The sequence below is a fragment of the Altericroceibacterium xinjiangense genome (assembly GCF_003958635.1).
GTDB lineage: Bacteria > Pseudomonadota > Alphaproteobacteria > Sphingomonadales > Sphingomonadaceae > Altericroceibacterium_A > Altericroceibacterium_A xinjiangense.
In genome coordinates this window covers 69,324-92,627 of the sequence record NZ_RSEK01000006.1, presented here as the reverse complement: position 1 = coordinate 92,627, position 23,304 = coordinate 69,324, and the positions used below count along the sequence as shown (strand labels likewise).

22 protein-coding genes are annotated in these 23,304 nt (G+C 64.4%); 5 read left to right on the top strand and 17 right to left on the bottom strand.

Annotated elements, in window-relative coordinates:
• Nucleotides 1-79: 79 nt before the first annotated feature.
• The 13 genes from ELY13_RS08800 to ELY13_RS08740 all read right to left on the bottom strand — a co-directional run bounded on the left by ELY13_RS08800 (nucleotide 80) and on the right by ELY13_RS08740 (nucleotide 15,433).
• Nucleotides 80-493: a DUF2934 domain-containing protein gene (locus ELY13_RS08800; protein WP_126173537.1), complete on the bottom strand. Its 414-nt coding sequence runs from the start codon at nucleotides 491-493 to the stop codon at nucleotides 80-82.
• Between the two features lie 84 nt (nucleotides 494-577).
• Nucleotides 578-2,593, bottom strand: a complete 2,016-nt coding sequence (locus ELY13_RS08795) for an acetyl-CoA carboxylase biotin carboxylase subunit (RefSeq protein ID WP_126173536.1) — start codon at nucleotides 2,591-2,593, stop codon at nucleotides 578-580.
• The gene (bioB, locus tag ELY13_RS08790) at nucleotides 2,594-3,595 is read right to left on the bottom strand and encodes a biotin synthase BioB (RefSeq protein ID WP_126173535.1); all 1,002 of its coding nucleotides are present in this window, start codon (nucleotides 3,593-3,595) and stop codon (nucleotides 2,594-2,596) included. It abuts the gene before it with no gap.
• Nucleotides 3,596-3,693: 98 nt separating this feature from the next.
• The gene (gene scpA / locus ELY13_RS08785; protein WP_126173534.1) at nucleotides 3,694-5,835 is read right to left on the bottom strand and encodes a methylmalonyl-CoA mutase; all 2,142 of its coding nucleotides are present in this window, start codon (nucleotides 5,833-5,835) and stop codon (nucleotides 3,694-3,696) included.
• On the bottom strand, nucleotides 5,828-6,250 hold the full coding sequence (gene mce, locus ELY13_RS08780; protein WP_126173533.1) for a methylmalonyl-CoA epimerase: 423 nt from the start codon (nucleotides 6,248-6,250) through the stop codon (nucleotides 5,828-5,830). Before mce ends, scpA begins: the two co-directional genes overlap by 8 nt.
• A gap of 153 nt (nucleotides 6,251-6,403) precedes the next feature.
• Nucleotides 6,404-7,237, bottom strand: coding sequence for an HAD-IIA family hydrolase (locus ELY13_RS08775; RefSeq protein ID WP_126173532.1), 834 nt, complete (start codon nucleotides 7,235-7,237; stop codon nucleotides 6,404-6,406).
• Nucleotides 7,234-8,700 carry a biotin carboxyl carrier protein gene (locus ELY13_RS08770; protein ID WP_126173531.1) on the bottom strand — a complete coding sequence of 489 codons (1,467 nt, stop codon included), beginning with the start codon at nucleotides 8,698-8,700 and terminating at the stop codon, nucleotides 7,234-7,236. The genes ELY13_RS08775 and ELY13_RS08770 overlap by 4 nt, the downstream gene beginning before the upstream one ends.
• The gene (locus ELY13_RS08765; RefSeq protein WP_126173530.1) at nucleotides 8,700-10,049 is read right to left on the bottom strand and encodes an acetyl-CoA carboxylase biotin carboxylase subunit; all 1,350 of its coding nucleotides are present in this window, start codon (nucleotides 10,047-10,049) and stop codon (nucleotides 8,700-8,702) included. Before ELY13_RS08765 ends, ELY13_RS08770 begins: the two co-directional genes overlap by 1 nt.
• A 2-nt stretch (nucleotides 10,050-10,051) precedes the next feature.
• Complete coding sequence (gene accB, locus ELY13_RS08760; RefSeq protein WP_126173529.1) at nucleotides 10,052-10,531, bottom strand: acetyl-CoA carboxylase biotin carboxyl carrier protein; 480 nt, start codon at nucleotides 10,529-10,531, stop codon at nucleotides 10,052-10,054.
• Nucleotides 10,528-11,580, bottom strand: coding sequence for a PEP/pyruvate-binding domain-containing protein (locus ELY13_RS08755; RefSeq protein WP_126173528.1), 1,053 nt, complete (start codon nucleotides 11,578-11,580; stop codon nucleotides 10,528-10,530). Before ELY13_RS08755 ends, accB begins: the two co-directional genes overlap by 4 nt.
• Before the next feature lie 3 nt (nucleotides 11,581-11,583).
• Complete coding sequence (locus tag ELY13_RS08750; RefSeq protein ID WP_126173527.1) at nucleotides 11,584-13,419, bottom strand: PEP-utilizing enzyme; 1,836 nt, start codon at nucleotides 13,417-13,419, stop codon at nucleotides 11,584-11,586.
• Nucleotides 13,420-13,634: 215 nt separating this feature from the next.
• A complete protein-coding gene (locus tag ELY13_RS08745) occupies nucleotides 13,635-14,138 on the bottom strand; it encodes a general stress protein (RefSeq protein ID WP_126173526.1) in 504 nt (167 codons plus the stop codon).
• Nucleotides 14,139-14,461: 323 nt separating this feature from the next.
• Nucleotides 14,462-15,433, bottom strand: a complete 972-nt coding sequence (locus tag ELY13_RS08740) for a helix-turn-helix domain-containing protein (RefSeq protein ID WP_126173525.1) — start codon at nucleotides 15,431-15,433, stop codon at nucleotides 14,462-14,464.
• A 130-nt stretch (nucleotides 15,434-15,563) separates the two neighbouring features.
• On the opposite strand from ELY13_RS08740, the gene ELY13_RS08735 reads away from it, so the two are divergent.
• From ELY13_RS08735 to ELY13_RS08720, 4 genes are all read left to right on the top strand, one after another.
• Complete coding sequence (locus ELY13_RS08735) at nucleotides 15,564-16,604, top strand: amidohydrolase family protein (RefSeq protein ID WP_241233609.1); 1,041 nt, start codon at nucleotides 15,564-15,566, stop codon at nucleotides 16,602-16,604.
• Nucleotides 16,605-16,903: 299 nt separating this feature from the next.
• Nucleotides 16,904-17,449: a DUF6644 family protein gene (locus tag ELY13_RS08730; protein WP_126173524.1), complete on the top strand. Its 546-nt coding sequence runs from the start codon at nucleotides 16,904-16,906 to the stop codon at nucleotides 17,447-17,449.
• 13 nt (nucleotides 17,450-17,462) lie between these two features.
• Nucleotides 17,463-17,966, top strand: a complete 504-nt coding sequence (locus tag ELY13_RS08725; RefSeq protein ID WP_126173523.1) for a DUF6644 family protein — start codon at nucleotides 17,463-17,465, stop codon at nucleotides 17,964-17,966.
• Nucleotides 17,967-18,016: 50 nt separating this feature from the next.
• On the top strand, nucleotides 18,017-18,523 hold the full coding sequence (locus ELY13_RS08720) for a hypothetical protein (RefSeq protein WP_126173522.1): 507 nt from the start codon (nucleotides 18,017-18,019) through the stop codon (nucleotides 18,521-18,523).
• 72 nt (nucleotides 18,524-18,595) lie between these two features.
• Here the strand turns inward: ELY13_RS08720 and ELY13_RS08715 are convergent, their stop codons facing one another.
• The 4 genes from ELY13_RS08715 to ELY13_RS08700 are packed head-to-tail and all read right to left on the bottom strand — an operon-like array spanning nucleotide 18,596 to nucleotide 22,334.
• On the bottom strand, nucleotides 18,596-19,444 hold the full coding sequence (locus tag ELY13_RS08715; RefSeq protein ID WP_126173521.1) for a class III extradiol dioxygenase subunit beta: 849 nt from the start codon (nucleotides 19,442-19,444) through the stop codon (nucleotides 18,596-18,598).
• Nucleotides 19,444-19,869, bottom strand: a complete 426-nt coding sequence (ligA, locus tag ELY13_RS08710; protein ID WP_126173520.1) for a protocatechuate 4,5-dioxygenase subunit alpha — start codon at nucleotides 19,867-19,869, stop codon at nucleotides 19,444-19,446. The genes ELY13_RS08715 and ligA overlap by 1 nt, the downstream gene beginning before the upstream one ends.
• Before the next feature lie 51 nt (nucleotides 19,870-19,920).
• A complete protein-coding gene (gene acs, locus ELY13_RS08705; RefSeq protein WP_126173519.1) occupies nucleotides 19,921-21,876 on the bottom strand; it encodes an acetate--CoA ligase in 1,956 nt (651 codons plus the stop codon).
• 47 nt (nucleotides 21,877-21,923) lie between these two features.
• On the bottom strand, nucleotides 21,924-22,334 hold the full coding sequence (locus tag ELY13_RS08700) for a MarR family winged helix-turn-helix transcriptional regulator (RefSeq protein ID WP_126173518.1): 411 nt from the start codon (nucleotides 22,332-22,334) through the stop codon (nucleotides 21,924-21,926).
• Nucleotides 22,335-22,434: 100 nt separating this feature from the next.
• Here ELY13_RS08700 and ELY13_RS08695 point away from each other — a divergent pair, with 100 nt between their 5' ends.
• The gene (locus ELY13_RS08695; protein ID WP_126173517.1) at nucleotides 22,435-23,295 is read left to right on the top strand and encodes a p-hydroxycinnamoyl CoA hydratase/lyase; all 861 of its coding nucleotides are present in this window, start codon (nucleotides 22,435-22,437) and stop codon (nucleotides 23,293-23,295) included.
• Nucleotides 23,296-23,304: the final 9 nt, after the last annotated feature.

Genomic DNA, 23,304 nt, shown 5'->3' with positions numbered 1-23,304 from the left:
TCTCCGGATGGTGCGGGGCGACAACTCACCTTTCCAACAATGGCTTCCCGCCATCGTTCCGAAAGCTTTCAATCCGAACCTACTTCGATCGCTTGCCCCGGCCCGCAGCGCCTTTTTTCACCGTCGCCTTGACCGTCTCCGGCGTGGTGTTGCTGCTGACTGCATTGGAGAATTGCTTGGCCTGGAGCGCTTCGCCGACCGAGTCCGGATCGGCGCTTGCCGCCGGAGAGGGCTTGGCCGCGCGGGACCTGCTCGCCTTGGTAGCCTTGGCGATCGCCAGCGGTTCGGACTCGGCGGCCTTGCGGCTGCGGGTCTTCGGCGCTGGCGGGGCGGCGGCAGGCTCCTGCGGGGCAATGCCCGTTTCGCTGCGCGCATCGCTGAATTCTGCGCGGGCCTGCGCCCAATGGTCTTCCGATCGGCCTTGGGGGCGGCCTTCGTTCTCCCAGATCTCATAAGCGCGATCGCGGATACGCTTTTCCAGGTCGCTGTTCATGCTGGTCTCCTTGGCGCGGGTTATTGCCTGTCGCCTGACTAACACACGAAACGCGGGTTGTTGCCCGAAACTCCCCCGGAAACATTACTCCAGTTCCAGAATAACCGCGTCGGCGGCCACGCTTTCGCCCTGGGCCGCGCGGATAGCCGTGACGACCCCGCTCTTTTCCGCCCGGAGAATGTTCTCCATCTTCATCGCCTCGATCGTGGCGAGCGGCTGCCCCGGCTCGACCTGATCGCCTTCGGCCACGTGCAGGCCGACCAGCAGGCCGGGCATCGGGCAGATCAGGAAGCGGGAGAGGTCGGGCGGTTCCTTCTCGATCATGTGCCGCGCCAGCGGAGCGGCATGGGCAGGGAGCACGCGCACGTCATGCCGCGCGCCACGCGTCGTCAGCCGGAAGCCCAACCGGGTCGGCTCGATCCGCACCGTCAGCGGCTCCTCATCCGCTTCCGCCTCGATCAACCGGTCGCCGGGCGTGTACTCGAAGGCGAGGTTCACCGGCTTGCCATCAACCAGGATCTCGTCCTCGGTGATCTCCACCTGCCGGTCCTCACCCGCAAGGCGCACCTCCCAGGCGAACGGCGGCGGGGGCGATCCGTTCAGCTGACCGGAAACCTGCCGCGCCCTGTCAGCCCGCGCCGTGGCGAGCAGCCCGGCGAGAGCGGCGAGATGGCGTTGCAGCTCGTTCGAAGGCGGGGCGCCGTGGAAGCCTTCCGGCCACTCCTCGGCGATGAACCCGGTCGTCAGATCGCCCGATCGGAAGCGCGGGTTCTGCATGATCGCGGACAGGAAATCGACGTTGTGGCCCAGTCCCGTGATTTCGAATGCGTCGAGCGCCTGCACCTGCAAGTCCGCCGCTTCGTCCCGCGTCGGTGCCCATGTCACCAGCTTGGCGATCATCGGGTCATAGAAGATCGAGACCTCGCCCCCTTCGGCCACTCCATCGTCGAGGCGAACATAAGCCTGATGGCCCGTCTCGCCGGGCTGCTGGTGCAATTCGGCTTCGGGGGGGGAATAGCGCACCAGCCGTCCGGTGCTTGGCAGGAACCCGCGATAGGGGTCTTCCGCGTAGACGCGGCTTTCGATCGCCCAGCCGTCGATCCCGATGTCCTCTTGCGCAAACGGCAGCTTCTCGCCCGCTGCGGCCCGGATCATCTGCTCGACCAAGTCGATGCCGGTGATCGCCTCGGTGACCGGATGCTCCACCTGCAGCCGCGTGTTCATCTCGAGAAAGTAGAAGCTGTCTCCGCTCGGATCGGCTCCGCTGACGATCAGTTCCACGGTTCCTGCGCTGTGATACCCGACGGCGCGAGCCAGCGCGACGCACTGTTCCCCCATCTTGCGGCGCATCTCCGGCGTGACGAACGGGGAGGGTGCTTCCTCCACCACTTTCTGGTGTCGCCGCTGGATCGAGCATTCTCGCTCGTTAAGGTAGAGAATGGTCCCGTGCCTGTCGCCCAGCACCTGGATCTCGATGTGGCGGGGATCCTCGATGAACTTCTCGATGAACACGCGGTCATCGCCAAAGCTGCTCAGTCCCTCGCGCTTCGTCGCCTCGAATCCCTCGCGCACGTCTTTTTCCGACCACGCGAGCCGCATGCCCTTGCCGCCGCCGCCCGCGCTGGCCTTCATCATCACGGGATAGCCGATCTCGCCCGCGATGCGCACCGCGTGCTCGGTATCATCGATCTCCCCAAGGTGCCCGGGCACGACGTTGACGCCCGCGTCCTTCGCCAGCTTCTTGCTTTCGATCTTGTCGCCCATCGCGGCGATTGCGGAAGCGGGGGGGCCGATGAACGCGATGCCCTCAGCCTCCAGCGCCTCGACGAAGCTCGCTCGCTCCGACAGGAAGCCATAGCCCGGATGGACGGCCTCGGCTCCGGTCGCCTTGCAAGCCGCGATGATCTTTTCCGGGAGCAGGTAACTATCGGAAGCCGGGGCAGGGCCGATGTACACTGCCTCGTCTGCAAGCTTCACGTGCGGCGAGCGAGCGTCCGCGTCGGAATAAACCGCGACGGTCGCAATCCCCATCCGGCGCGCGGTGCGAATGATCCGGCAGGCGATTTCGCCCCGGTTCGCGATCAGGATCTTGGAGAACATCTATTCCGCCGCCTCGGCTGCCCCGCACGCGCGCATCGGTTCTTCCCCCCTCATGGCCTTCAGGCCCAGCTTGGCGAACATCGCCCCGTCGCTGTCGTCGCCTGCGTTCGGGGCGGTCAGCAGCTTGTCCCCGGTGAAGATCGAGTTCGCGCCCGCAAGGAAGCACAGCGCCTGCGTCGCCTCGCTCATGCTTTCACGCCCGGCCGACAGGCGGACCATCGAAAGCGGCATGGTGATGCGGGCGACGGCGACGGTGCGGACGAATTCGATGTCGTCGATCTTCGCCAGCGGCGTATCGGCCAGCATGTCGCCCAGCACCGTGCCCTTTACCGGCACCAGCGCGTTGATCGGCACGCTTTCGGGATGCTGCGGCAAGGTGGCGAGCGTGTGGACGAAGCCGACCCGGTCCTCCCGCGTTTCACCCATGCCGACGATCCCGCCGGAACACACGTTGATCCCCGCTGCCCGCACATGCCCGAGGGTGTCCAGCCGATCGGCCATCGTCCGCGTGGAGATCGCCCGCTCATAATATTCGGGGCTGCTGTCGATGTTGTGGTTGTAGTAGTCGAGTCCCGCATCGGCGAGCATTTCCGCCTGATGGGGCTTCAGCATGCCCAGCGTCATGCAGGTTTCCAGCCCCATTGCCCGGACGCCCTTCACGATCTCGACAATCGCCGGCATGTCGCGGTCCTTGGGATTGCGCCAGGCCGCGCCCATGCAGAACCGCTGGCTGCCTGCATCCTTCGCCTGCGCCGCGCGCTGGAGAACTTCCTGCACCGCCATCAGCTTGGTGGCCTTCACGCCGCTGTCGGCATGGACCGACTGGGAGCAGTAGCCGCAGTCCTCTGCGCAGCCGCCGGTCTTGATCGAAAGCAGGGTGCACAGCTGCACTTCGTCCGGTGCGTGGTGGGCGCGGTGCACTTCGGCGGCGCGGAAGACGAGTTCGGTAAACGGCAGATCGAACAGCGCGGCGATTTCGGCGCGGGTCCAGTCGGTGCGCATCTTCCCTCCTGTTTTCAGGTGGGGCCGGGGGTTCGCTTGTCCGGACGCGGAGCTTCCGCTCGCGTTCGATGCTCGCAGCAAACCGGACGGTGACTGATTCATTCCATTGCTTCCTTCGTCTCACCCAAAGGTGGCATGTTGTGGCCGAGCAGGCGCAGCACGTCCGCGGCGCATTCGACCACGTTGGAGCCGGGCCCATAAATTCCCTGCACTCCCGCTTCCCGCAGGAACTCGTAATCCTGCGGCGGGATCACGCCGCCTGCCACGACCTTGATGTCCGCCCGCCCGGCTTCCCGCAGCAGGCGGATCAACTCGGGGATCAGGGTCTTGTGCCCGGCGGCAAGCGAGCTCGCGCCGATGGCGTCGACGTCATGTTCCAGTGCCATGTTCACGGTTTCCCGCGGTGTCTGGAACAAGGGGCCGGAAATCACCGCAAAACCCATGTCGGCAAAGGCGGACGCGATCACGTTCGCCCCTCGGTCATGCCCGTCCTGCCCCATCTTGGCGACCATGATCCGCGGTGAACGGCCAAGCCGGCGCTCCACGGCCTGCACGCCTTCGATCACCTGCGCATATCGGGCGTCCTCGCCAAAGGACGCGGCATAGACCCCGCGCACGGGCACCGGGGTGGTGTCGTACCGCCCGAAGGTGGACTCCAGGGCGTCGCTGATTTCTCCCAGCGTCGCCCGGGCGCGGGCGGCCTCGACCGCTAACGCGAGAAGGTTCGCGCTTCCGTTCGCGCCCTCCGTCAACGCAGCCAGGGCGGCGCGGCACTTCGCCTCGTCCCGCTGGGCCCGGACTTTTCCGATCCGAGCGATCTGCCCTTCGCGAACCTTGTGGTTATCGATCTCCAGCGTTTCGATCCGCTCGACCTCTGCCGGGACGTACTTGTTGACCCCGACGATTACGTCCTCGCCCTTGTCGACCCGCGCCTGTCGGGCTGCCGCGCTTTCCTCGATCCGGCGCTTGGGCATTCCGCTGGCGACGGCCTTGGTCATGCCGCCCAGCGCATCGACTTCGTCAATCAGCTTTTCCGCGTCTTCCACCAGCTTTGCGGTCAGCGCCTCGACATAGTAGCTGCCGCCCAGCGGATCGGCGACATGGGTGATTCCGGTTTCTTCCTGCAGCACCAGCTGCGTGTTGCGGGCGATGCGGGCGGAAAAGTCCGTCGGGAGCGCGATCGCTTCATCCAGCGCGTTGGTGTGGAGCGACTGCGTGCCGCCCAGCACGGCGGCCATGGCTTCGACGGTGGTGCGGATCACGTTGTTGTACGGATCCTGTTCCTGCAGGGAGACCCCGCTGGTCTGGCAATGGGTCCGCAGCACCTTGGACCGGTCGCTCTTCGCGCCGAGATCGTCCATCACCCGGTACCACAGCGTGCGCGCCGCCCGCAGCTTGGCCACTTCCATGAAGAAGTTCATCCCGATGCCGAAGAAGAACGAAAGGCGCGGGGCGAAGGCATCGATGTCCAGCCCGGCGGCAACCGCTTGGCTTACGTATTCCTTCCCGTCGGCGATGGTGAAGGCCAATTCCTGCACTGCCGTCGCCCCGGCTTCGTGCATGTGGTAGCCGGAGATCGAGATGGAGTTGAACTTCGGCATGTTGGCCGATGTGTAGGCGATGATGTCCGACACGATCCGCATGCTGGGGGCAGGCGGATAGATGTAGGTATTGCGGACCATGAACTCCTTCAGGATGTCGTTCTGGATGGTCCCGGAAAGCTTGTCCTGCGAAACGCCCTGTTCTTCGCCCGCGACGATGTAGAACGCCATTACCGGGATCACCGCGCCGTTCATGGTCATGGACACGCTCATCTGATCGAGCGGAATGGCGTCGAACAGGATCTTCATGTCCTCGACCGTGTCGATCGCCACGCCCGCCTTGCCGACATCGCCGACCACGCGCGGGTGATCGGAATCGTAACCCCGATGGGTGGCAAGGTCGAACGCGACCGAAAGCCCCTTCTGCCCGGCCGCAAGGTTGCGGCGGTAGAACGCGTTCGATTCCTCGGCGGTGGAAAAGCCGGCGTACTGGCGGATCGTCCACGGACGGCCGGAATACATGCTGGCATACGGACCCCGGGTGAACGGCGCGAAGCCGGGTAGGCCGGGGCCTTGGGCCGGAAGATCGTCCGCCGTGTAGAGTGGGGAAATCGCGAACCCTTCCGGCGTATGCCAGGCGAGATCGCGGCCCTTCACTTCCTTTGCGGCCTGGTTTTCCCAGTCCTTCCGATCAGGCATGAACCGGGCTCTCCATGATCTCGGTCAGGATGCCGCCCATATCCCGTGGATGGAGGAAGAAAATCGGCGTCCCGTGCGCCCCGATGCGGGTCGGGCCGAGGATGCGCTTGCCCTGACCTTGGAACCATTCACGCGCCGCGCCGATGTCCGGTACCTCATAACACAGATGGTGTTGCCCGCCTGCGGGGTTCCTGGCCAGAAAGCCGTGGATCGGGGAATTGTCGCCCAGCGGCTCGATCAGTTCGATCTGGGTGCCGCCATTCGGGGTGTCGACGAAGCACAGCCGCACGCCTTGCTCCGGCATCTCCACCGGCTGACTGATGCGGGTTGCCCCTAGCACGTCCCGATGGAAAGCGATCGCGGCACTGAGGTCGGGCGTGGCTACTCCGACGTGATTGAGACGGCCAAGTTTCATGTCCGATCCTTTCCCGCCCCAGCGATATGCCAGTCGGCGCAGCCGCGCAAAGAAGCAAAAGCAGTTTGCAAGGATATTGCCCGAAACCCGCGTAGACCGCAGTCATCATTGCGGGGAAGAGGGCTGGAAAGCAACCGGACAAAGGGGCGCCGCTCAGTCCGGCAGGTAGCCACCCGTCAGCAGCTCGCCCACGGTCTCAATCACCAGGTGCGGACGGCGTTCAGGCGCTTGTGCGGCCCATTCTTCGCGGCTGGTGGTGCCGCTGGTCACGCCGATGCCAATGGCGCCGCCGGCTTGAGCCATTTCCGTCTCAACCCGGGGATCGTCCCCGATCACCCACACGTCCTCTGCCGCGAGGCCAAGCTGCGCGGCGACGAAGTCCATCGCGTGGATCGAGGGCTTGCCAGTCACTTCCGGCTCTTTTCCCGTGACCCGCGCAATTGCGCCGCAGATCGCGCAGGAATACCCGAACGCCGGACCGGCCTGCGTGGCGAAGAACGGCACATCGGACGCCGTGAGGAACGCTGCGCCGTCCATCACGCGGGAGCATGCGGCGTGGATATCCTCCATCGTGCAGTTCGGATGCCACGCGACATAGACCGCGTCCGCGCTACCCGCGCTCTCGTTGGTCGCAACGCAGCAGGCAATCCCGTGGCCTTTCAGCGCGTCGACCACGCCTTGGGTGCCGAGCACCAGCACGTTGGCAAAGCCCCGGTCCCGGATCACCTTGGCCGCGACGCTGTTCGGGGTGAACAAGCGCTCATCCCTGATCGGCAGGCCGACCTTGCGCAGCTTGGGTGCCTGGACGCTGGCCGCATAGGCGCTGCCGTTGGTCAGGGCGAGGAAGGGAATCCCGCGCGCTTCCAGCGTCTGCAGCACGTCCACCGCGCCCGGTAGAACCTGGTATTCCCCGAGCTCGCGGTTCGACAGGATGAGCGTCCCGTCCAGGTCGAACATGAAGCCTTTCGGCGGGCGCAGGTCGGTCATGCCTTGGCTTCCAGTTGCAGCCGGAACCCGGCTTTTTCAACGGTGACGTGCGTCAGGTCTTCCCGCTGAAGCAGGCGGCGCAGGAGTTCGATGACCGGACGCGCTTTCGGGTTGTATTCGCGCGGGGCGGGGCCTTTTTGCGCCATCGCATCGACCAGGTTGGCCGGCATGGTTGCCCGCAGCAGGAATTCCTCGTCCGAAAGGTTCGCCCCGATGCGCTTGCGCAGTTCGGACAGCGGAGCCATTCCCGTTTCCGCATCGAGTTCCTTCGTGCGCGGGTTGGCCATGATCTTGTCCATCACGTTCGACGCGATCGGCACGTTCGGGCGGCCGAACTTGCCCAGCGCGTAGCGGATGATCTCATCCGGGATCACGGAATAGCGTTCCTCCGCCGTCACGTTCATCACGGCCTGCGTCTGCAGCATCTGGGCAAACGGAGTCATCACGATCGGCCAGCCGAGCTCCTCGCGCACGCGGCCAAGTTCTTCTATCACCGCGCCTTCCAGGTGCGGCACGCGGTGATCGGACAAGTGCCGCCGCATCGTGCCGACCATTCCGCCAGGCAGCTGGTGATGGAAATAGGCCGCGTCGAACGGCATCGGGGCGCCCGTGGGCATTCCTTCCGCTTCGGCCAGCGCGGTGAAGTAGCGCGCGACTTCGGCCACGGCATCGTCATCGATTTCGACCGTGTGGCCCATTTCGCGCAAGTTCTTGATCGTCCGCTGAATCGGCGGGTTGCTGGTCCCGTCGGCAGCCCCGCCGCTGGCGCACTGAAGGGCGGAAATGCCAAGGTCCGCTCCGTCGAGATAGGCTCGTTCGGCGAGGCCGATGGTGCAGTGGGCATGCAGTTCCAGCGGCTTGTCCCCGATTTCCGCCAGGATTGCGGGGATCAGCGTGCGGGCGCGCTGGCTGGTCAGCAGACCGCCCGGATCCTTGATGTAGAACGCGTCGATGTCCGGGCTTTCTGCCATGACCCGCGCGGCTTGCGCATAGTGGGCATCGTCGTGGATTGGGCTGATCGTGTAGACGAGGGCGCCGATCACCTGCTCTCCGCCTGCGCGCTTGACCATCTTGGCCACTTCCACGTTGGCAGCGGCGTCGTTCATCGGATCGGCAAGCGCGAAGCGGCGGATTCCGTTGTTCGCCAGCGTACGGAACGCCAGCTCCATGAATTCGGGAGAGGCGGTTTCCCAGGCAATGAAGCGAAAGCCCGTGGACAGGAACTGAAGCGGCGTGTCACGGCAGATCTCCGCCATCGCGCGGATCCGCTCCCACGGGTTTTCCTGCTTGTAGCGGACCGCCACACCCATGTGAGTGGACGTGGTGAAATCGATCGCCTTGAACCCGCAGCGCTCCATCACCGGCGCAATGGTCAGCGTCTTTGCGGTGTCGATCCCCAGCGCCCCCCACAGGCACTGATTGCCATCACGCAGGGAGGTTTCGACAAGCTGGACGTTCGCCATCAGGCGGGTTCCCTTTCCATCATTCGTGCGAGGAATCCGGTATCGATCCCGCCTTCCGCGAAGGCGGGGTCGGCCAGGATGCGCTGCTGGAAGGCGAGGTTGGTCGCCACGCCTTCGATCCGGGTATCCGCCAGAGCCTGCCGCAAGCGGGCAAGCGCCGTGGCCCGGTCCGGCCCGTGGGCGATCACCTTCGCGATCATCGAATCGTAGAACGGCGGTATCTTCGCGCCGTCGACGATATGGCTGTCCACCCGGACGCCGTCCCCGGCGGGCCACTGGACATGCGCGACGGTGCCGGGCGAGGGCATGAACCCGTTCTCCGGATCTTCCGCGTTGATCCGGCATTCGATCGCCGCGCCGTTCAGCGCGATCTCCTCCTGCGTCAGGCGGAAATCACCGTTCGCGATGGCGATCTGTTGGGCTATGAGGTCGATCCCGGTCACTTCTTCCGTGACGGGATGCTCCACCTGAATGCGGGCGTTCATTTCCAGGAAGTAGAATTCGTCCCGCGCCACGTCGTACAGGAACTCCACCGTTCCCGCGCCGCGATAGTCCAGCCGCTCCGCAAAGCGGACCGCTGCCCCGAGCAGCTTCTCACGCGTGGCGGCCGGCAAGTGCGGAGCCGGCGTTTCCTCCACCAGCTTCTGGTAGCGGCGCTGGACGGAGCAATCGCGTTCCCCGCAGTGGATCACGCGGCCTGTGCCATCGCCCAGCACCTGCACTTCGATGTGGCGCCCCTGCGCAACGTAGCGTTCCAGATAGACCCGCGCATCGCCGAACGCGGCCCCGGCTTCCGCACTGGCCATGTCCATCGTCGGGATAAGGTCCTCCAGCCGCTCGACCAGCTTCATGCCCCTCCCGCCGCCGCCGCCGACCGCCTTGATCAGCAAGGGCGCGCCGATCTTCTTGGCCAACGCGCGCGCTTCCTCTGGGCTGTTCACGGGTCCGCCCGGCACGACCGGCACGTCCGCGGCGATTGCTTCGGATCGGGCCCGCAGCTTGTCGCCCACGGCATCGATCTGCGTGGCGGTCGGGCCGACGAAGGTGATGCCTTCCTGCTCGCACAGCCGGGCCAGTTCGGCCCGTTCGGACAGGAAGCCATACCCAGGATGGATCGCGTCGCACCGGGTGCCAAGCGCAGCCTGCACGACCGTCTCGATCTTGAGGTAACTCGCCCCCGGTTGGGCAGGGCCAAGGCACACGGCCCGGTCCGCCATCCGCGCGCCGAGCGTTGCCCGGTCCGCTTCGGAAACCCCGAGCACCGTCTCGATACCAAGCTTTTGGCACGTGCGGATGATCCGCACCGCGATCTCGCCCCGGTTGGCGATCAGGACACGGCGAACCGGCACGATCAGTCCGGCCGCACGAGGATCAGCGCCTCGCCATGTTCGACCAGTTCGCCGTTCTGCCCCAGAATTTCCACCACTTCGCCGCGCACGCCGGACCGGGCGGAGTTCATCAGCTTCATCACCTCGATGATCCCGATGACACTGTCTTCCTCCACCCTGCTGCCGACTTCCACGAACGGCGGCTCCCCCGGCTTGGGCGCGCGATAGAACACGCCCAGCAAGGGGGACTTGACCTCGATCAGCCCTTCCTCGCGCGATTGACTGGCCGCTGGGGCGGGAGCGGGTGCGGGAGAAGACGCGGGAGCAGGGCTGGCCGCTGGTGCTGATGCCGGCGCCGCTGTGGGCGTGCCGGTTTGCCGGGCGGCCGCGGCCCCACGGGACAGTTCCAGCTTCAGGCCGTCCATCTCAAGGCTCAGCCGGTCGAAGCGCGAGGCTTCGAGCAGGGCCATGACTTCCTCGATGTCCTTGTGGGTCAGGCTCACTTCTTTCCCCCGAAGATCGTCATCACGTGGCGCAGCGGGTTTTCTTCCGGCGGCTTGACCGGGGCGACCTTGTCCTTCGCCGACCAGACCGTTTCCGGACGGCTCTGAAGCAACAGGATATCCCCCGACTTATCCACAGCCCACTCGATGTCCTGTGGGCGTCCATAGTGCCGCTCAACTTTGCGGCCGATTTCGCGCAGGCGCATCAGTTCATCGTCGGTGAGGCAGGGGGCGGTGCGCTCCTCTCCCTGCAGTTCCACCTCCTGGATACCGCCTTGTTCGGCCGGCACCTGCTTGGCGTGCTTGTCGGAGATGTCGCGGGCGGAAATCTCTCCAGTGATCTTGCCGACCACCCACCGATCCGGCGTGACCTCGCCCGAAACTACCGCTGAACCCAATCCGGGCGCGCCCTCGATGGTGATGACCGACTTGTCCCCTGTCAGGGGGCTGCGGGTGAACATGACCCCGGCGCAGCGGGCATCGACCATTTGCTGGATCACGACCGCCATCGCCACGCCGTCTTCCGGCAGGCCGTGCTTGCGGCGGTAGGTGATGCTTTCGGTCGAATAGAGGCTGCCCCAGCACTCGCGCACCCGGGTTACCGTCTCTTCGGGCGTCAGGACCCAGAGGAACGTGTCCTGCAGGCCCGCGAAGCTGGCGTCCTCGGCGTCTTCCGTCGTGGCGGAGGAGCGGATGGCCACCGGCACCTGCCCGCCGCCGCACAATTCCGCGTGGGCCCTGAGGATCGCTTCGTCCACCGACGCGGGCAGGGGCTCCTCCACCACCCGGCGGCGCAGTTCTTCCGAAAGCTCCGTCACGGCGCCAAGATCGCCGGCATCCACTTCCATAACGCGCGCCCGCACAGGGGCGCGGGCTTCCAGCGTGTCGAGGAACAACTCGAACGCACGGGTGGTCACCACGCATCCCGGCGGCACCGGGATGCCCGCCTTGATCAGTTCGCCTAGGCTGCCGCCTTTGCCGCCCACCGTCGGGCGGTCATCGATCCCCACTTCACGGAACCAGGCGATCAGCGTGTTGCGGTTCACCATTGCTCAGGCATCCTCCAGTGCGCGTTCTTCGTGGAGGATGGTCACGGTGCCACGCCCGCCATCCACGCGGATGCGCTGGCCATCCTTGATCCTCTGGGTGGCGGAGCCGGTGCCGACCACCGCAGGCAGCCCGTACTCACGGGCGACAATGGCCATGTGGCTCATCGATCCACCGATGTCGGACACAGCGGCGCTGATCTTCTGGAAGATCGGGGCCCAGGTGGGGTTGGTCACCTGGCACACCAGAATGTCGCCTTGTTCCAGCCGTCCGATTTCCTTCACGGACTTGATCACCCGCGCCGTCCCTTCGACCACCCCGGAACAGGCGGCAAAGCCCTTCAGCTCGTTCTCGTCCGCCTCGCCATCCGAAAGCCACGCGTCCAGGTTGTCCCGCGTAATGCCCCACAGCATGACGATTGCGGGATCGTCGATCACGTCCGGCACGACTCCCAGCGCGGGCGAGACGCTGTGCTTGCTCCATTCCTCAATCGCGGCTTGCCGCTGCTTCACGATCGCGGGCCAGTGCTTCGGACCTTGGGGAGGTGACCCGCTGGACCACGACAGCATCAGGTCGATGATCGCGCTTTCCACCTCGTAGTGGGTCAGGTGGAACACGTCTTCTTCCTTCGCGAAGAACCCGTTTTCCGCCAGCAGTGCGCCAAATTCGCGGATCTTGTTGAAGAACAGGTTGGTGTACCAGTGCTCGCAGTAGAACTTGTGCCCTTCGACGTAAGGGAACACGCGGTGGGCCAGCTCGATCAGCTGGTCGTAAGTCGCCTTGTCCTCTTCGGTGTCGAGCAGTTCGCGGTAATCGGAAACGAGCTGGTCCCGCTCCTCGATCAGGCGCGCCATGGGACGCTCGATGTTCTCGCCCGCCTTGATCTTGTCGATATAGCCGGGCAGCGCGGCGAACGGCATCGACAAGTCATCGTTCCAGGACCGGTGATAGTGGTAGAACCCGTCCCCCACGTTGACGTTGAACCAGGGGTTGCGAGAGCTTTCCAGGTCCTTCAGCCATTCCCGGCCGTTCTCGCCCAGCTGGTCCAGCGCGCCGAGTACGGTTTCGATGTCCATGTCGTCATGGAACTGGCCGTCCACGCCCAGCTCCACCGCGCGGCGGGCAAGACGCTTCACTTCTTCGTCCGGACGGAAGATTTCCGCTTCCATCCCCGCGACCATCCGGCTGATCGCCTGGTCGGAAATCTCGGGGAAGGCGCGCTTGCAGAAGTCGAAGAACGTCATGTACGCGCCGTAGCCGAGCAGCAGAAACTCGAAGTGGTGGTGCCACATCCGGTAGTAGCCTTCGAGCTGCTTGCGGTACGTGTCGAGCAGCGCGTGGTTGGATGCGACGCCCTTGCCGGTGTGGGTCGTCTCGATCGGCTCCCATTCGGGCAGCTCAGGCTTCGGCAGCGTCTGCGCTTCCGCGATCAGCGCCTTCATCTTCTCCTTCCACTGGTCGTAAAGCCGTTCCCAGTTTTGGTAATAGTAGAAGGCGCGTTCCTGAAAGAGCTCCTGCCGTTCCGCGATTTCAGCGGGGTCGGTTACCGGGACGCCGCCGATGAATACGCGGCCGTTGATGATCCGGTGATCGATGCCCTTGGTGGTCGGCAGCACGTGCACGCGGGTGTTGAACGATCCAAGCGCGGCATAGGCCGCTTCCGCCGTAATCATGTCGAAGTGATGCATCGGCTCGGGAAAATGCATCGAGTTATAGAACCAGAACCGCTCATCATCCTCGGGCGTGAACTGGACATAATAGGGAAACGCCGCCTGCGCAGCCTCGGTACCCGGAATTACCTTGACGGAACTCGGCAGTGGAAAACTTTTCGTATCGGCCATCGCATCTCTCCATGAAGTCCCGCGCGCGCCAGTTGATGGCGTCTGTCGACGGAATTTCGTTGAAGGTGTTCTAGCGCGGCAATCAGCGACAGCGAAGGATTTCCGCGCACGGCGGTTGGGACAAACGCGCAATGCACCGGCAGGAGGCGCGACAGCGAAAGGGGAGCCGCGCCGACAGGCGGGCTCCCCTTTTAAGGTCTACATTTTTTAGAGGTTTAGATCGTGCTGGCGCGCGTCGAGTTGTGGCCGCCGTTCCGGTAAAAGATTTCCTCCACCAGCTGGCGATCCTGCGCGCCGTTGGCATCCACCGACACGAACACGCCGCCGTTGCGGATCCGATCGCTATAGTAGTCCGCGTCCGCATCGCTGACGCCGTGATCCTTCAGCGCTTCGTTCATGGTTCCCGCTGCGGCGCCGACGGCTCCGCCAACAGCCATCGCGGCAGGAGTGGCTGTCGCAGCGATCGTGCCAGCCGCAATGAACGGACCAACGCCGGGAATTGCAAGCGCCGCGACGCCCAGTCCCGCGCCGAGCGCGCCCCCGCCGAGGATGCCCCGGAGCAGGTTCGTATGATCGTCGTCGGTAACCTGGGTGTCTTCCCGCCAGCTCGGATCGCGAGCGATAACGGAGAGGTCGCGGTCGGGAACCCCGGCTGCCCGCAGTTCTTCCACGGCGCGGCGGGCTTCTTCCTGAGTATCGAACAAGGCCGAAATAGTCATGCTTTTCTCCATTTGATGTTCTGGCAAAGCAAGGCTGGCGCGGCGTTTTCGTTCCAAGAACCGGATGGGAATACGCTAGCCCGAAGGATTGGTCCGCCAGCACGCAGCCGCCACAATCCCGGGCTGCGGAACAGGCGCGGGGGACCGCCGTTCACTTCCGGAACCCCTCACGCGCCTGTCGCGCAACCGCGTAAGGCCAGTACAAGGCGGACGAATGTTCTTTTTCTTTTCCAATCGCTTCGGTTGCCTCGGCTCCTTGCTCGTCACGGCAATCGGCACCTTTATCCTGCTGGCCCTGCTCGGGTTTCTCTAACCGCAGGCCCTCATCGTACCTGGCCGGCCCGCCACTGGCTTGGGCTCACCCCGAAACGCTTGCGGAACAGGCGCGTGAAGTATCCGGGATCCAGAAAGCCGCAACGATAGGCGATCTCGCTCACGGACAGCCCGCTCGCACGCGGATCGGTCAGCGTGTCGCTTGCGCGATCGAGCCGCGTGGTATTCAGTTCCTGCACGAAGCTGGTTCCGCTGCCCGCCAGCAGGGTCTGCAGGTAGCGCTTCGACAATCCCAGATCGGCTGCAACCGCTTCCGGCGTCAGCGTGGTATCGGCAAAGTCGCTCTCAATCCGGCGCAGTATCTGCCGGGCCAGTTGGCCCCTGTGCCGGTTGGCGAGCCGGCATTCGTCTGCCGCTTCGTGGAAGCCGGTCGCCAGCGTCAGCAAGGTGCCGACTTGCTCCGCGATCATCGGACGGGGCAGGGGAGTGTCCTCGATCCCCTCCACGATGGTTTCCAGCAAGCTGCCGAGCGGCGCCCCCCAACCTTCCCGCGCGGTGACAGCGCGGCCAAGCAGGGCGCCGGGATCGGGCAGGTAGCGGTCAAGCCATCCAAGCGGCATCATCAGGTCCACCGCCTCATGAGCGGTGTCCATTTCCATCTGGTAGAAGCGCGTGTTGTCCAGCAGCACGAACTCGCCCGGGTTCACGGTGAAGCGCTTGCCCGCCACCCGGGTCTTCAGCGACCCGCGCCGGGCATAGACGAGCTGGATCGAAGGCGCCGCCTTGCCCGATCCGCTGCCGCAGTGAACCACGCGCTGCGCCGGAGCATTCAGCCGCAGCAGGCGCAGCTGCCCGATGCCGTGGCTGCTCCAGCGCGCGGCGAAGCTGTCCGCATCGAACACGCAGACATCGATCGGCGCGATCGTGCTGGCCGCCCAGCTCTGCCACTGGGCAATGGCATCGCCCCGGGAAAGCCCGGTCGAACTCCAGCTGCTGTCCTGGGCGGCGCGAAGCTGTTCCATAGTGAACGGTTGTACGGTGCACGAGGGCAGGGGGCCAGAACTTCTTTACCTGATGCGCTGAAGCGCTTCCCCGTTGCCGCAGCCTGTTCTCCCGTTAAGCTTGGCACAATAATAACAGGAGAGGACCCACATGGCCGGACACATCCGCAAGATCGCCACCGAAGAAGCATGGTCGATCCCCGAAGTAGCCGAGGAACTGCGCAAGGTCGCCCGCGGCCCGTCGCAAAGCCTCGACAAGCTGCTCGTCGCCGGGGTCTACGACGCGGAAAACGACACTACCGGCTATGCGAAAAGCAACTTCATTGAAGGCCTGCTCGATGCCGAAGGGCAGCGCCTGCGGCTGATGGACGAACACGGAGTGGACATGCAGTTGCTCGCGCTGACGGCGCCGGGCGTGCAGATGTTCGACGCCGATACCGCGCACGATCTGTCGATCCTCGCCAATGACCGGCTGGCCGAATTGTGCCGCAAGTATCCCAAGCGCTTTACCGGGCTGGCCAGCATGGCTCCGCACAGCCCGAAACGCGCGGCAAAGGAAATGGAGCGGGCGATCAACGATCTGAAGCTCAACGGCTTCATGATCAACAGCCACACCAATTCCGAGTACCTCGACGATCCGAAGTTCTGGCCGATCCTGGAAGCGGCGGAGGCGATGGACCGTCCGATCTACATCCACCCGCGTGCGCCGTCCGATGGACTGAAGGACCCGCTACGCGACAACGGGATGGACAGCGCGATGTGGGGCTATGGCGTGGAAGTGGGCACCCACGTGGTGCGGATGATGGCTGCCGGGGTGTTCGACCGGTTCCCCAGACTGAAGATCGTGATCGGCCATATGGGCGAGGCGGTGCCTTTCTGGATCTGGCGGATCACCTTCATGAACAGCCGCGCCCAGAAGGTCGGCCGTGCCGGCAAGACGGAGCTGACGATGGAGGAATACTTCCGCCGCAACTTCGCGGTCACGACCAGCGGCGTCGAAGATCCGCTGGCCTTGCGCTACACGATTGACCGGCTGGGGATCGAAAATGTCATGTGGGCGATCGACTATCCCTACCAGCCGGTGAAACCGGCAGTGGAGTTCATCGACACCTTCCAGTGCACCGATGAGGAACGCCACGCGCTCTGCCACGGAAACGCGGAGCGGATATTCCATATCGATCCTGCGGGGTAACTACGCCCTGAGCGCTCATTAACGGGTCCGGCGCGCAACGCCGGACTCGTGCCTCCCGTGCGGGACGTGCCCTCTTCGCAAGCGACGCGCTCGCCTTCAAGGCAGGCGTGAACCGCGCTGCCGCCGAACACCGCGATCCCCTGGCTCGCCAGGGTCCCGGCGCATGTCCGGAAAAGTCGGACGAAGTCAACGGAGTTTGATCCCGATCAAAGCCCGCACCTCCCTCCAGCGCGTAGTCTGGCGCGCGGCAGGCGTGCGGCTTTGCAGCCGCTGCCCTGCGTCGAAAGGGGGAAGGGGAAATGCCCAGTTTTATCGAAGTCTTGCTTTATCTCGGCGAATGGATCCGAAACAGTCCGGTCCCGGAGTTGTCCCTGTGGATCGGGGACCAGCCGTTGAGCTTGTGGATGGGCGCCAACTTCCTGGCGATCCCGATCCTTCAGAGCCTGCACATCCTGGCCATCGCCGCGGCTTTCGTCTCCGCGCTGATGATCAACCTGCGCATCCTCGGCATCGGGGGAGAAGGCCAGAGCCTTGGCCGGACAGTGACCCGCTACCTGCCCTGGACCTGGGCCGCCCTCGGCATGCTGACGATCACCGGGCTGGGGCTGGTGATCGCCGAACCCGTGCGCGAGATGATGAATCCGATGTTCTGGATCAAGCTTGCTCTGGTCGTGGGGCTGATCGTGCTCGGCATCGTGTTCCAGATCGCTGCGCGCCGCAATGAAGGAAGCTGGGCCACGGCCGACGGCGGGGCGCTGCCGATGCGGGCCGGAGCGGCCGCGATCATCGTCCTGTGGTGCGGGATCATCTTTGCCGGGCGCTGGATCGCCTACGCGCCTGTCTGAGAGGGGAGAGACAATGAATCCGACAACCATCGCACAGTGGCTCCAGTCCTCTGCACTGGGAGACTACATCTCCGCTTCCGCCTGGGTTTTCCCGACGATCGAGTCCATCCACGTAATCGCGATCGTCACCGTGGTCGGCTCGATCGCGATCATGGACTTGCGGCTGCTCGGCTGGGCGTTTCGCGACCGCGCCGTGACGGAGTTGTCGCGGGACATGCTGCGCTGGACCTGGGCGGCGTTCGCGCTCGCGGCAATAACGGGGCTGCTGCTGTTCATCAGCCGAGCCGAATCCTACATCATCAACCCGTATTTCCAGTGGAAGATGGCGCTGCTGACGCTCGCCGGATTGAACATGCTGTTCTTCCACTTGTCGACCTGGCGCACGGTCGCGAACTGGGATTCTACGGCCGCCATCCCGGTTTCCGCCCGCGCCGCGGGAGGGCTTTCGCTCGCCTTCTGGATTTTCGTGGTGTTCTGCGGCCGGGTCGTCGGCTTCACTCTTGGGGTCTATGTCTGATACCGCTCACCGGAGCTCCGGTCCGGAGCTCCGGTGCAAGGTGAGTGGATATGGGCGTTCAAATGGTCGTCAACGACCGCATGCAGCAGGGGTACACCTACGAACGCACGGCTCCGTTCGGTCAGGACTTCGATCCCGGGTTCACACCCGATCTAACCCCGGCTGAAGCGCTGGAGCTGGGGATCTTCTGCGGCAAGTACATGACCGATTGCCGGGATGAATTCCCCGCCAGCTGGTTTGACAACGCCAAACTGGCAGCCGGGCCTGCGGATTGTTCGCTCAATTACTTTGGGGTCCGCGCCAGCACGCCCCTGACGGTGTGGCAAGCCAAGGGGTGGCTTCACCCCGACGATCCGCGGGGCTGGTTCCAGTGGTACTGCCGATACTACTCCGGCCGGAGAATGCCGGGCGAGGACAAGCGCCAGATCGGCCGCTGGCGATCCTTCCGGCGCCACGCCGCGCAAGTCGAACGATACTGCGAGCCGGGCGATCCGTTCTGTCGGCCGAAGCAGCGTCAGGCGCTGTTGCAATGGGCCTACGACAGCCGGGTTCTGTAAGCGCGCCCTCCCGAGCCGCCGGATGGGAGTTCGGGAGGGCGCTGACTCATTCGCCTGCGGAGCGGCTCCGGGTCAGGATTCTTCGGCGGGTTTCAGCACCAGATGCCCGACAGCCGTGTTCGACGCGGGGACGTGGTAGAACCGGTGGAGCATGTCGACCTTCTGACCCAGCGCCGCGCGCATGATCAGCCACATGATCAACTCGATCCCCTCGGAACCTGCTTCCCGGAGGAATTCCAGCCGGGTGATCTTGCGAAGATCATCCGTCTCACCGATCAGCTTGTCGAGGAAGGCGTTGTCGAATTCCCGGTTGATCAGTCCGGCGCGGGGGCCCTGAAGCTGGTGGCTCATGCCGCCCGTGCCCCAGATCTGCACGTTGAGATCTTCCGGAAAGGAAGCCACCGCTGCACCGATTGCCTCACCCAGCTGCCAGCAGCGGTCGGCCGAAGGCGTGGGGAACTGGGTGACGTTCACGGCCAGCGGGATGACCTTTGCCGGCCATTCCGACACCTGACCGAAGACGAGCGAGAGCGGCACCGTCAGCCCGTGATCGACATCCATGTGGTTCATGATCGTGATGTCAAATTCGTCGAGCACGAGCTGTTCGGCCAGATGGCCGGCCAGTTCCGGATGCCCGAAGACAGTCGGCACCGGGCGAGCGCCCCAGCCTTCGTCGGCCGGTTCGAACTCCTCGGCAAAGCCGAGCGCGAAGGTCGGGACGATGTCGAGCATCATGGCCGAAGCGTGATCGTTGTAGCAGAGGATGACGACGTCGGGCGTCTCATCCTTGACCCACTGCTTCACCCATTCGTACCCAGCGAACACAGGTTTCCAGTAATCGTCCTGCGTCTTGCCAAGATCGATGGCCGCGCCGATTGCGGGGACGTGGCTGGTGGCGACACCGGCGGTAAGACGAGCCATCAGCTTTTGTCCCGGATGGAACGGTTGCCTTCGGCCTTGCGTCCGCCCGAGCGCATCATCGCGCCGTATTCTTCGGGGGTCAGGTCAGTCATGGAACTCACGGCCTTTTCAGTGCTCCACCCGTCGGTGTTGGACAGCTTGACGAGGAAATAGATGTTTCCGCCAAGCTCGATCAGCTTCCCGAAGTCGCGCTTGAGCACGGCCTGCTTCTGATCGTCGCTCATGCGGTAGCGATCGAGATAGGCTTGCTCATCGGCACGGAAAGCGTCCCGGTTGTCCTTGTCCATCAGGGACATGCAGAACTTGTGCAGGTGGTAGGCCTGGCGCGAGCGCCGGGCCGTGAAGATACGGGTGCCTGGAATATCTTCCAGATCCTCGAGCGGGTAGAGGCGCTGACGCGGCGCCGGGCGTTCATCTTGGGTCACGGGCGGGCGCCTATCAGACGATCGCCCGCCTGCAAAGTCTTCCCGCCGCGTTCATGTCGGCGGACGGTTCGCCAGAAGGTCATCCACGACTTCGGGGTCGGCGAGGGTGGAAGTATCTCCCAGATTTCCCGTGTCGTTCTCCGCGATCTTGCGCAGGATACGGCGCATGATCTTGCCGGACCGGGTCTTGGGAAGGGCAGGGGCGAACTGGATCACGTCAGGCGAGGCGATCGGGCCGATTTCGTGGCGCACCCACTTCACCAGCTCTGCCCGCAAGTCCTCGCTGCCGTTCTCGCCCGAGACCGGCGTGACGTAACAGTAGATGCCTTGTCCCTTGATGTCGTGCGGCATTCCGACAACCGCCGCTTCGGCCACCTTTCCGTGAGCGACCAGCGCGCTTTCGATTTCCGCCGTACCCATCCGGTGGCCCGAGACATTCAGCACGTCATCGATCCGCCCGGTAATCCAGTAGTAGCCGTCGCTGTCTCTCCGGCAGCCGTCGCCCGTGAAGTACTTGCCTTCGAAGGTGCTGAAGTAGGTCTGGAAGAACCGCTCATCGTCGCCATAGACGCCGCGCATCTGGCCGGGCCAGCTGTCGGCAATCACCAGCGCGCCTTCACAGGCGCCCTCCTGCAGCTGGCCTTCCCCGTCGACGATCTGCGGCACGACCCCGAACATCGGCGTGGCCGCGCTGCCCGGCTTCAGCGGCGTGGCGCCGGGGAAGGGGGTGATCATGTGCCCGCCTGTTTCGGTCTGCCACCAGGTGTCGACGATCGGGCAGCGGCTGTCCCCGACCACATGATAGTACCATTCCCATGCCTCGGGATTGATCGGCTCCCCCACGCTGCCAAGCAGGCGCAGGGTCTTGCGGCTGGTGTTCCTTACCCATTCATTCCCCTCGCGCATTAACGCGCGCAGGGCAGTCGGCGCGGCATAGAAAATCTCCACGCCGTACTTGTCCACCACTTGCCAGAAGCGGGAGAAATCGGGGAAGTTCGGCACGCCTTCGAACATCAGGCTGATGCCTCCATTCGCCAGCGGGCCATAGACGACATAGCTGTGGCCGGTAATCCATCCGATGTCCGCCGCGCACCAGTAGACCGGCGGCGTGCCGTCCGCGTGGGCCCGGTAGTCGAACGTGTATTCGTGCGTCATGGCGGTCCACACGGCATAACCGCCGGTGGTGTGCAGCACGCCCTTGGGCTTGCCGGTCGATCCCGAAGTATACAGGATAAACAGCGGGTCTTCGGCGCCCATTTCCTCTGGTTCGCACGTGGGGGACTGGTCTTTCACCGCGTCCGCCCAATCGATGTCGCGTCCGGCCTTCATCGGCACGTCCGCACCAGTGTGGCGCAGTACAATCACGCGGCTGACCTTCGCGTGATGTTCCAGCGCCTCATCTACGTTGGCCTTCAGCGGAATTCTCTTGCCGCCGCGCAGGCCTTCGTCGGCGGTGATAACGAGGTCGCTCGCGCAGTCCTCGATCCGGCCGCCGAGCGCTTCCGGGGAGAACCCGGCGAACACGATCGAGTGAATCGCCCCGATCCGCGCACAGGCGAGCATCGCGACCGCCGCTTCGGGTACCATCGGCAGGTAGATCGTTACCCGATCTCCTTTCCGGACCCCGCTTGCCTTCAGCGCATTGGCGAAGCGGCAGGTTTCCGCGTGGAGCTGCCGATAGGTAAGGGTGCGTCCGGGTTGGCCGGGGTTGTCCGGCTCCCAGATAATCGCCGGCTGGTCGCCGCGGGTTTGAAGGTGGCGATCGAGGCAGTTGGCAGCGAGATTGAGCGTGCCGTCCTCAAACCACCGGATGCGGAAATCGTCTTTCCGAAAGCTGGTGTCCTTGACCCTCGAGAAAGGCCGGATCCAGTCGATCCGCTGCGCTTCGTCGCGCCAGAAGGCATCCGGATCCTCGATAGACTGGCGATACTTCCGCTCGTACGCGTCCGCGTCGATCAGGGCGTTTTCCGCCCAAGCTTCCGGCACCGGATAGACCGCCTGTTTCACCCTTGTCTCCCTTGCATGGCGAGAGAAGGCATAAAGCGTTGGCTCGCCTATCGCCAGAGGGCGTCGAGCGCAGGCAGCAAGTGTGCGCGATGCTGCTCCGGAATACGAGCGATCATGTCTGCCTCGAACGCGTCGATCACGCTTTGCGCGGCAGTGCACTTCTCGCGTCCCGCCGATGTGAGCTCCAGGCCCCGGGATTTTCCGTCGATCGGAGAGCGGCCGATCAGGTCGGCTTCCTCCAGCCGGTTGAGCAGGGGCACCATGTTGGCGCGCTGGATGTCGAGCTGCCGCGCCAGGGCGCTGGCGGTCATTCCAGGATTTGCAGCAATCACCATCAGGGCGGATGCATCGGCCTGACGCAAGTCGAGAGCGGCCAGCCGCGCCGCGAGTTCCGCAGACATTGCGTTAGCCGCGCGGCGGAGGGAATATCCGGGGTATCGGGCAAGCGGATCACGCATCGGTGCAACGCTAGAGAATGTTGTTGCCTATAGCAATCCGCGTGCTTATCGACCGATCGTAATACCGCATAGCAATCCGATTCGTCAGGAGAGATAGACCATGGCCATGCCGTCAAAGCCCGATCCGCGCCCCGAGGAAGAAACCGTCCGCTACGAAATCAAGGACGGCGTCGCATGGGTCTACTTCAACCGTCCCGACAAGCGGAACTGCATGAGCCCCAAGCTCAACCGGCAAATGGGCCGGGTGCTGGACGAACTGGAATTCCGTGACGACGTGCAGGTTCTCGTCCTCACCGGCGAAGGGCCGAGCTGGTCGGCGGGCATGGATCTGCTCGAATACTTCCGCATGAGCGAGCAGGAAGGGCTGCACGCCACCCGCCGCTCCCAGCGGGAGGCTTACAGCTGGTGGGAACGCCTGCGCTGGTACGAAAAGGCGACGATCGGCATGATCAACGGCTGGTGCTTCGGCGGCGCCTACGGTCCGCTGTTCGGCTGCGACCTCGCGTTCGCGTCCGACGATGCGCAGTTCGGTCTTTCGGAAATCAACTGGGCGATCCTGCCGGGCGGCGGCGCCTCCAAGGTCGCGGCCGAGCTGATGCCGTTCCGCAAGGCGATGTACCACGCGATGATGGGTGAAAACCTGACCGGCAAGCAGGCCGCCGAATGGGGTCTGGTCAACGAATCGCTCCCCGCCGACAAACTGAAGGAGCGCGTGACCGAGGTCGCGAACGTCCTGAAGAAGAAGGACACGCACGCCCTTCGCGCCACCAAGTGGGCCGTCCGCCGCGTGCGGGAGATGACCTACGAAAACGCCGAGGACTACCTGATCCGCGCGCAGGAAGCGCTGAACGACTTCGGTGGCTGGGAAACCCGCAGGGAAGCGACCAAGCAGTTCCTCGACGACAAGACCTTCAAGCCCGGCCTGGGTGCTTTCGACAAGTCGAAGCTGCAGGGCGACTGAGCAAGGCGA

Coding starts and splice junctions, on each gene's coding strand:
- ELY13_RS08800 (WP_126173537.1), bottom strand. CDS start 493: ATGAACAGCGACCTGGAAAAGCGTATCCGCGATCGCGCTTATGAGATC.
- ELY13_RS08795 (WP_126173536.1), bottom strand. CDS start 2,593: ATGTTCTCCAAGATCCTGATCGCGAACCGGGGCGAAATCGCCTGCCGG.
- bioB (WP_126173535.1), bottom strand. CDS start 3,595: ATGCGCACCGACTGGACCCGCGCCGAAATCGCCGCGCTGTTCGATCTG.
- scpA (WP_126173534.1), bottom strand. CDS start 5,835: ATGCCTGATCGGAAGGACTGGGAAAACCAGGCCGCAAAGGAAGTGAAG.
- mce (WP_126173533.1), bottom strand. CDS start 6,250: ATGAAACTTGGCCGTCTCAATCACGTCGGAGTAGCCACGCCCGACCTC.
- ELY13_RS08775 (WP_126173532.1), bottom strand. CDS start 7,237: ATGACCGACCTGCGCCCGCCGAAAGGCTTCATGTTCGACCTGGACGGG.
- ELY13_RS08770 (WP_126173531.1), bottom strand. CDS start 8,700: ATGGCGAACGTCCAGCTTGTCGAAACCTCCCTGCGTGATGGCAATCAG.
- ELY13_RS08755 (WP_126173528.1), bottom strand. CDS start 11,580: ATGGTGAACCGCAACACGCTGATCGCCTGGTTCCGTGAAGTGGGGATC.
- ELY13_RS08750 (WP_126173527.1), bottom strand. CDS start 13,419: ATGGCCGATACGAAAAGTTTTCCACTGCCGAGTTCCGTCAAGGTAATT.
- ELY13_RS08745 (WP_126173526.1), bottom strand. CDS start 14,138: ATGACTATTTCGGCCTTGTTCGATACTCAGGAAGAAGCCCGCCGCGCC.
- ELY13_RS08740 (WP_126173525.1), bottom strand. CDS start 15,433: ATGGAACAGCTTCGCGCCGCCCAGGACAGCAGCTGGAGTTCGACCGGG.
- ELY13_RS08735 (WP_241233609.1), top strand. CDS start 15,564: ATGGCCGGACACATCCGCAAGATCGCCACCGAAGAAGCATGGTCGATC.
- ELY13_RS08730 (WP_126173524.1), top strand. CDS start 16,904: ATGCCCAGTTTTATCGAAGTCTTGCTTTATCTCGGCGAATGGATCCGA.
- ELY13_RS08725 (WP_126173523.1), top strand. CDS start 17,463: ATGAATCCGACAACCATCGCACAGTGGCTCCAGTCCTCTGCACTGGGA.
- ELY13_RS08720 (WP_126173522.1), top strand. CDS start 18,017: ATGGGCGTTCAAATGGTCGTCAACGACCGCATGCAGCAGGGGTACACC.
- ELY13_RS08715 (WP_126173521.1), bottom strand. CDS start 19,444: ATGGCTCGTCTTACCGCCGGTGTCGCCACCAGCCACGTCCCCGCAATC.
- ELY13_RS08700 (WP_126173518.1), bottom strand. CDS start 22,334: ATGCGTGATCCGCTTGCCCGATACCCCGGATATTCCCTCCGCCGCGCG.
- ELY13_RS08695 (WP_126173517.1), top strand. CDS start 22,435: ATGGCCATGCCGTCAAAGCCCGATCCGCGCCCCGAGGAAGAAACCGTC.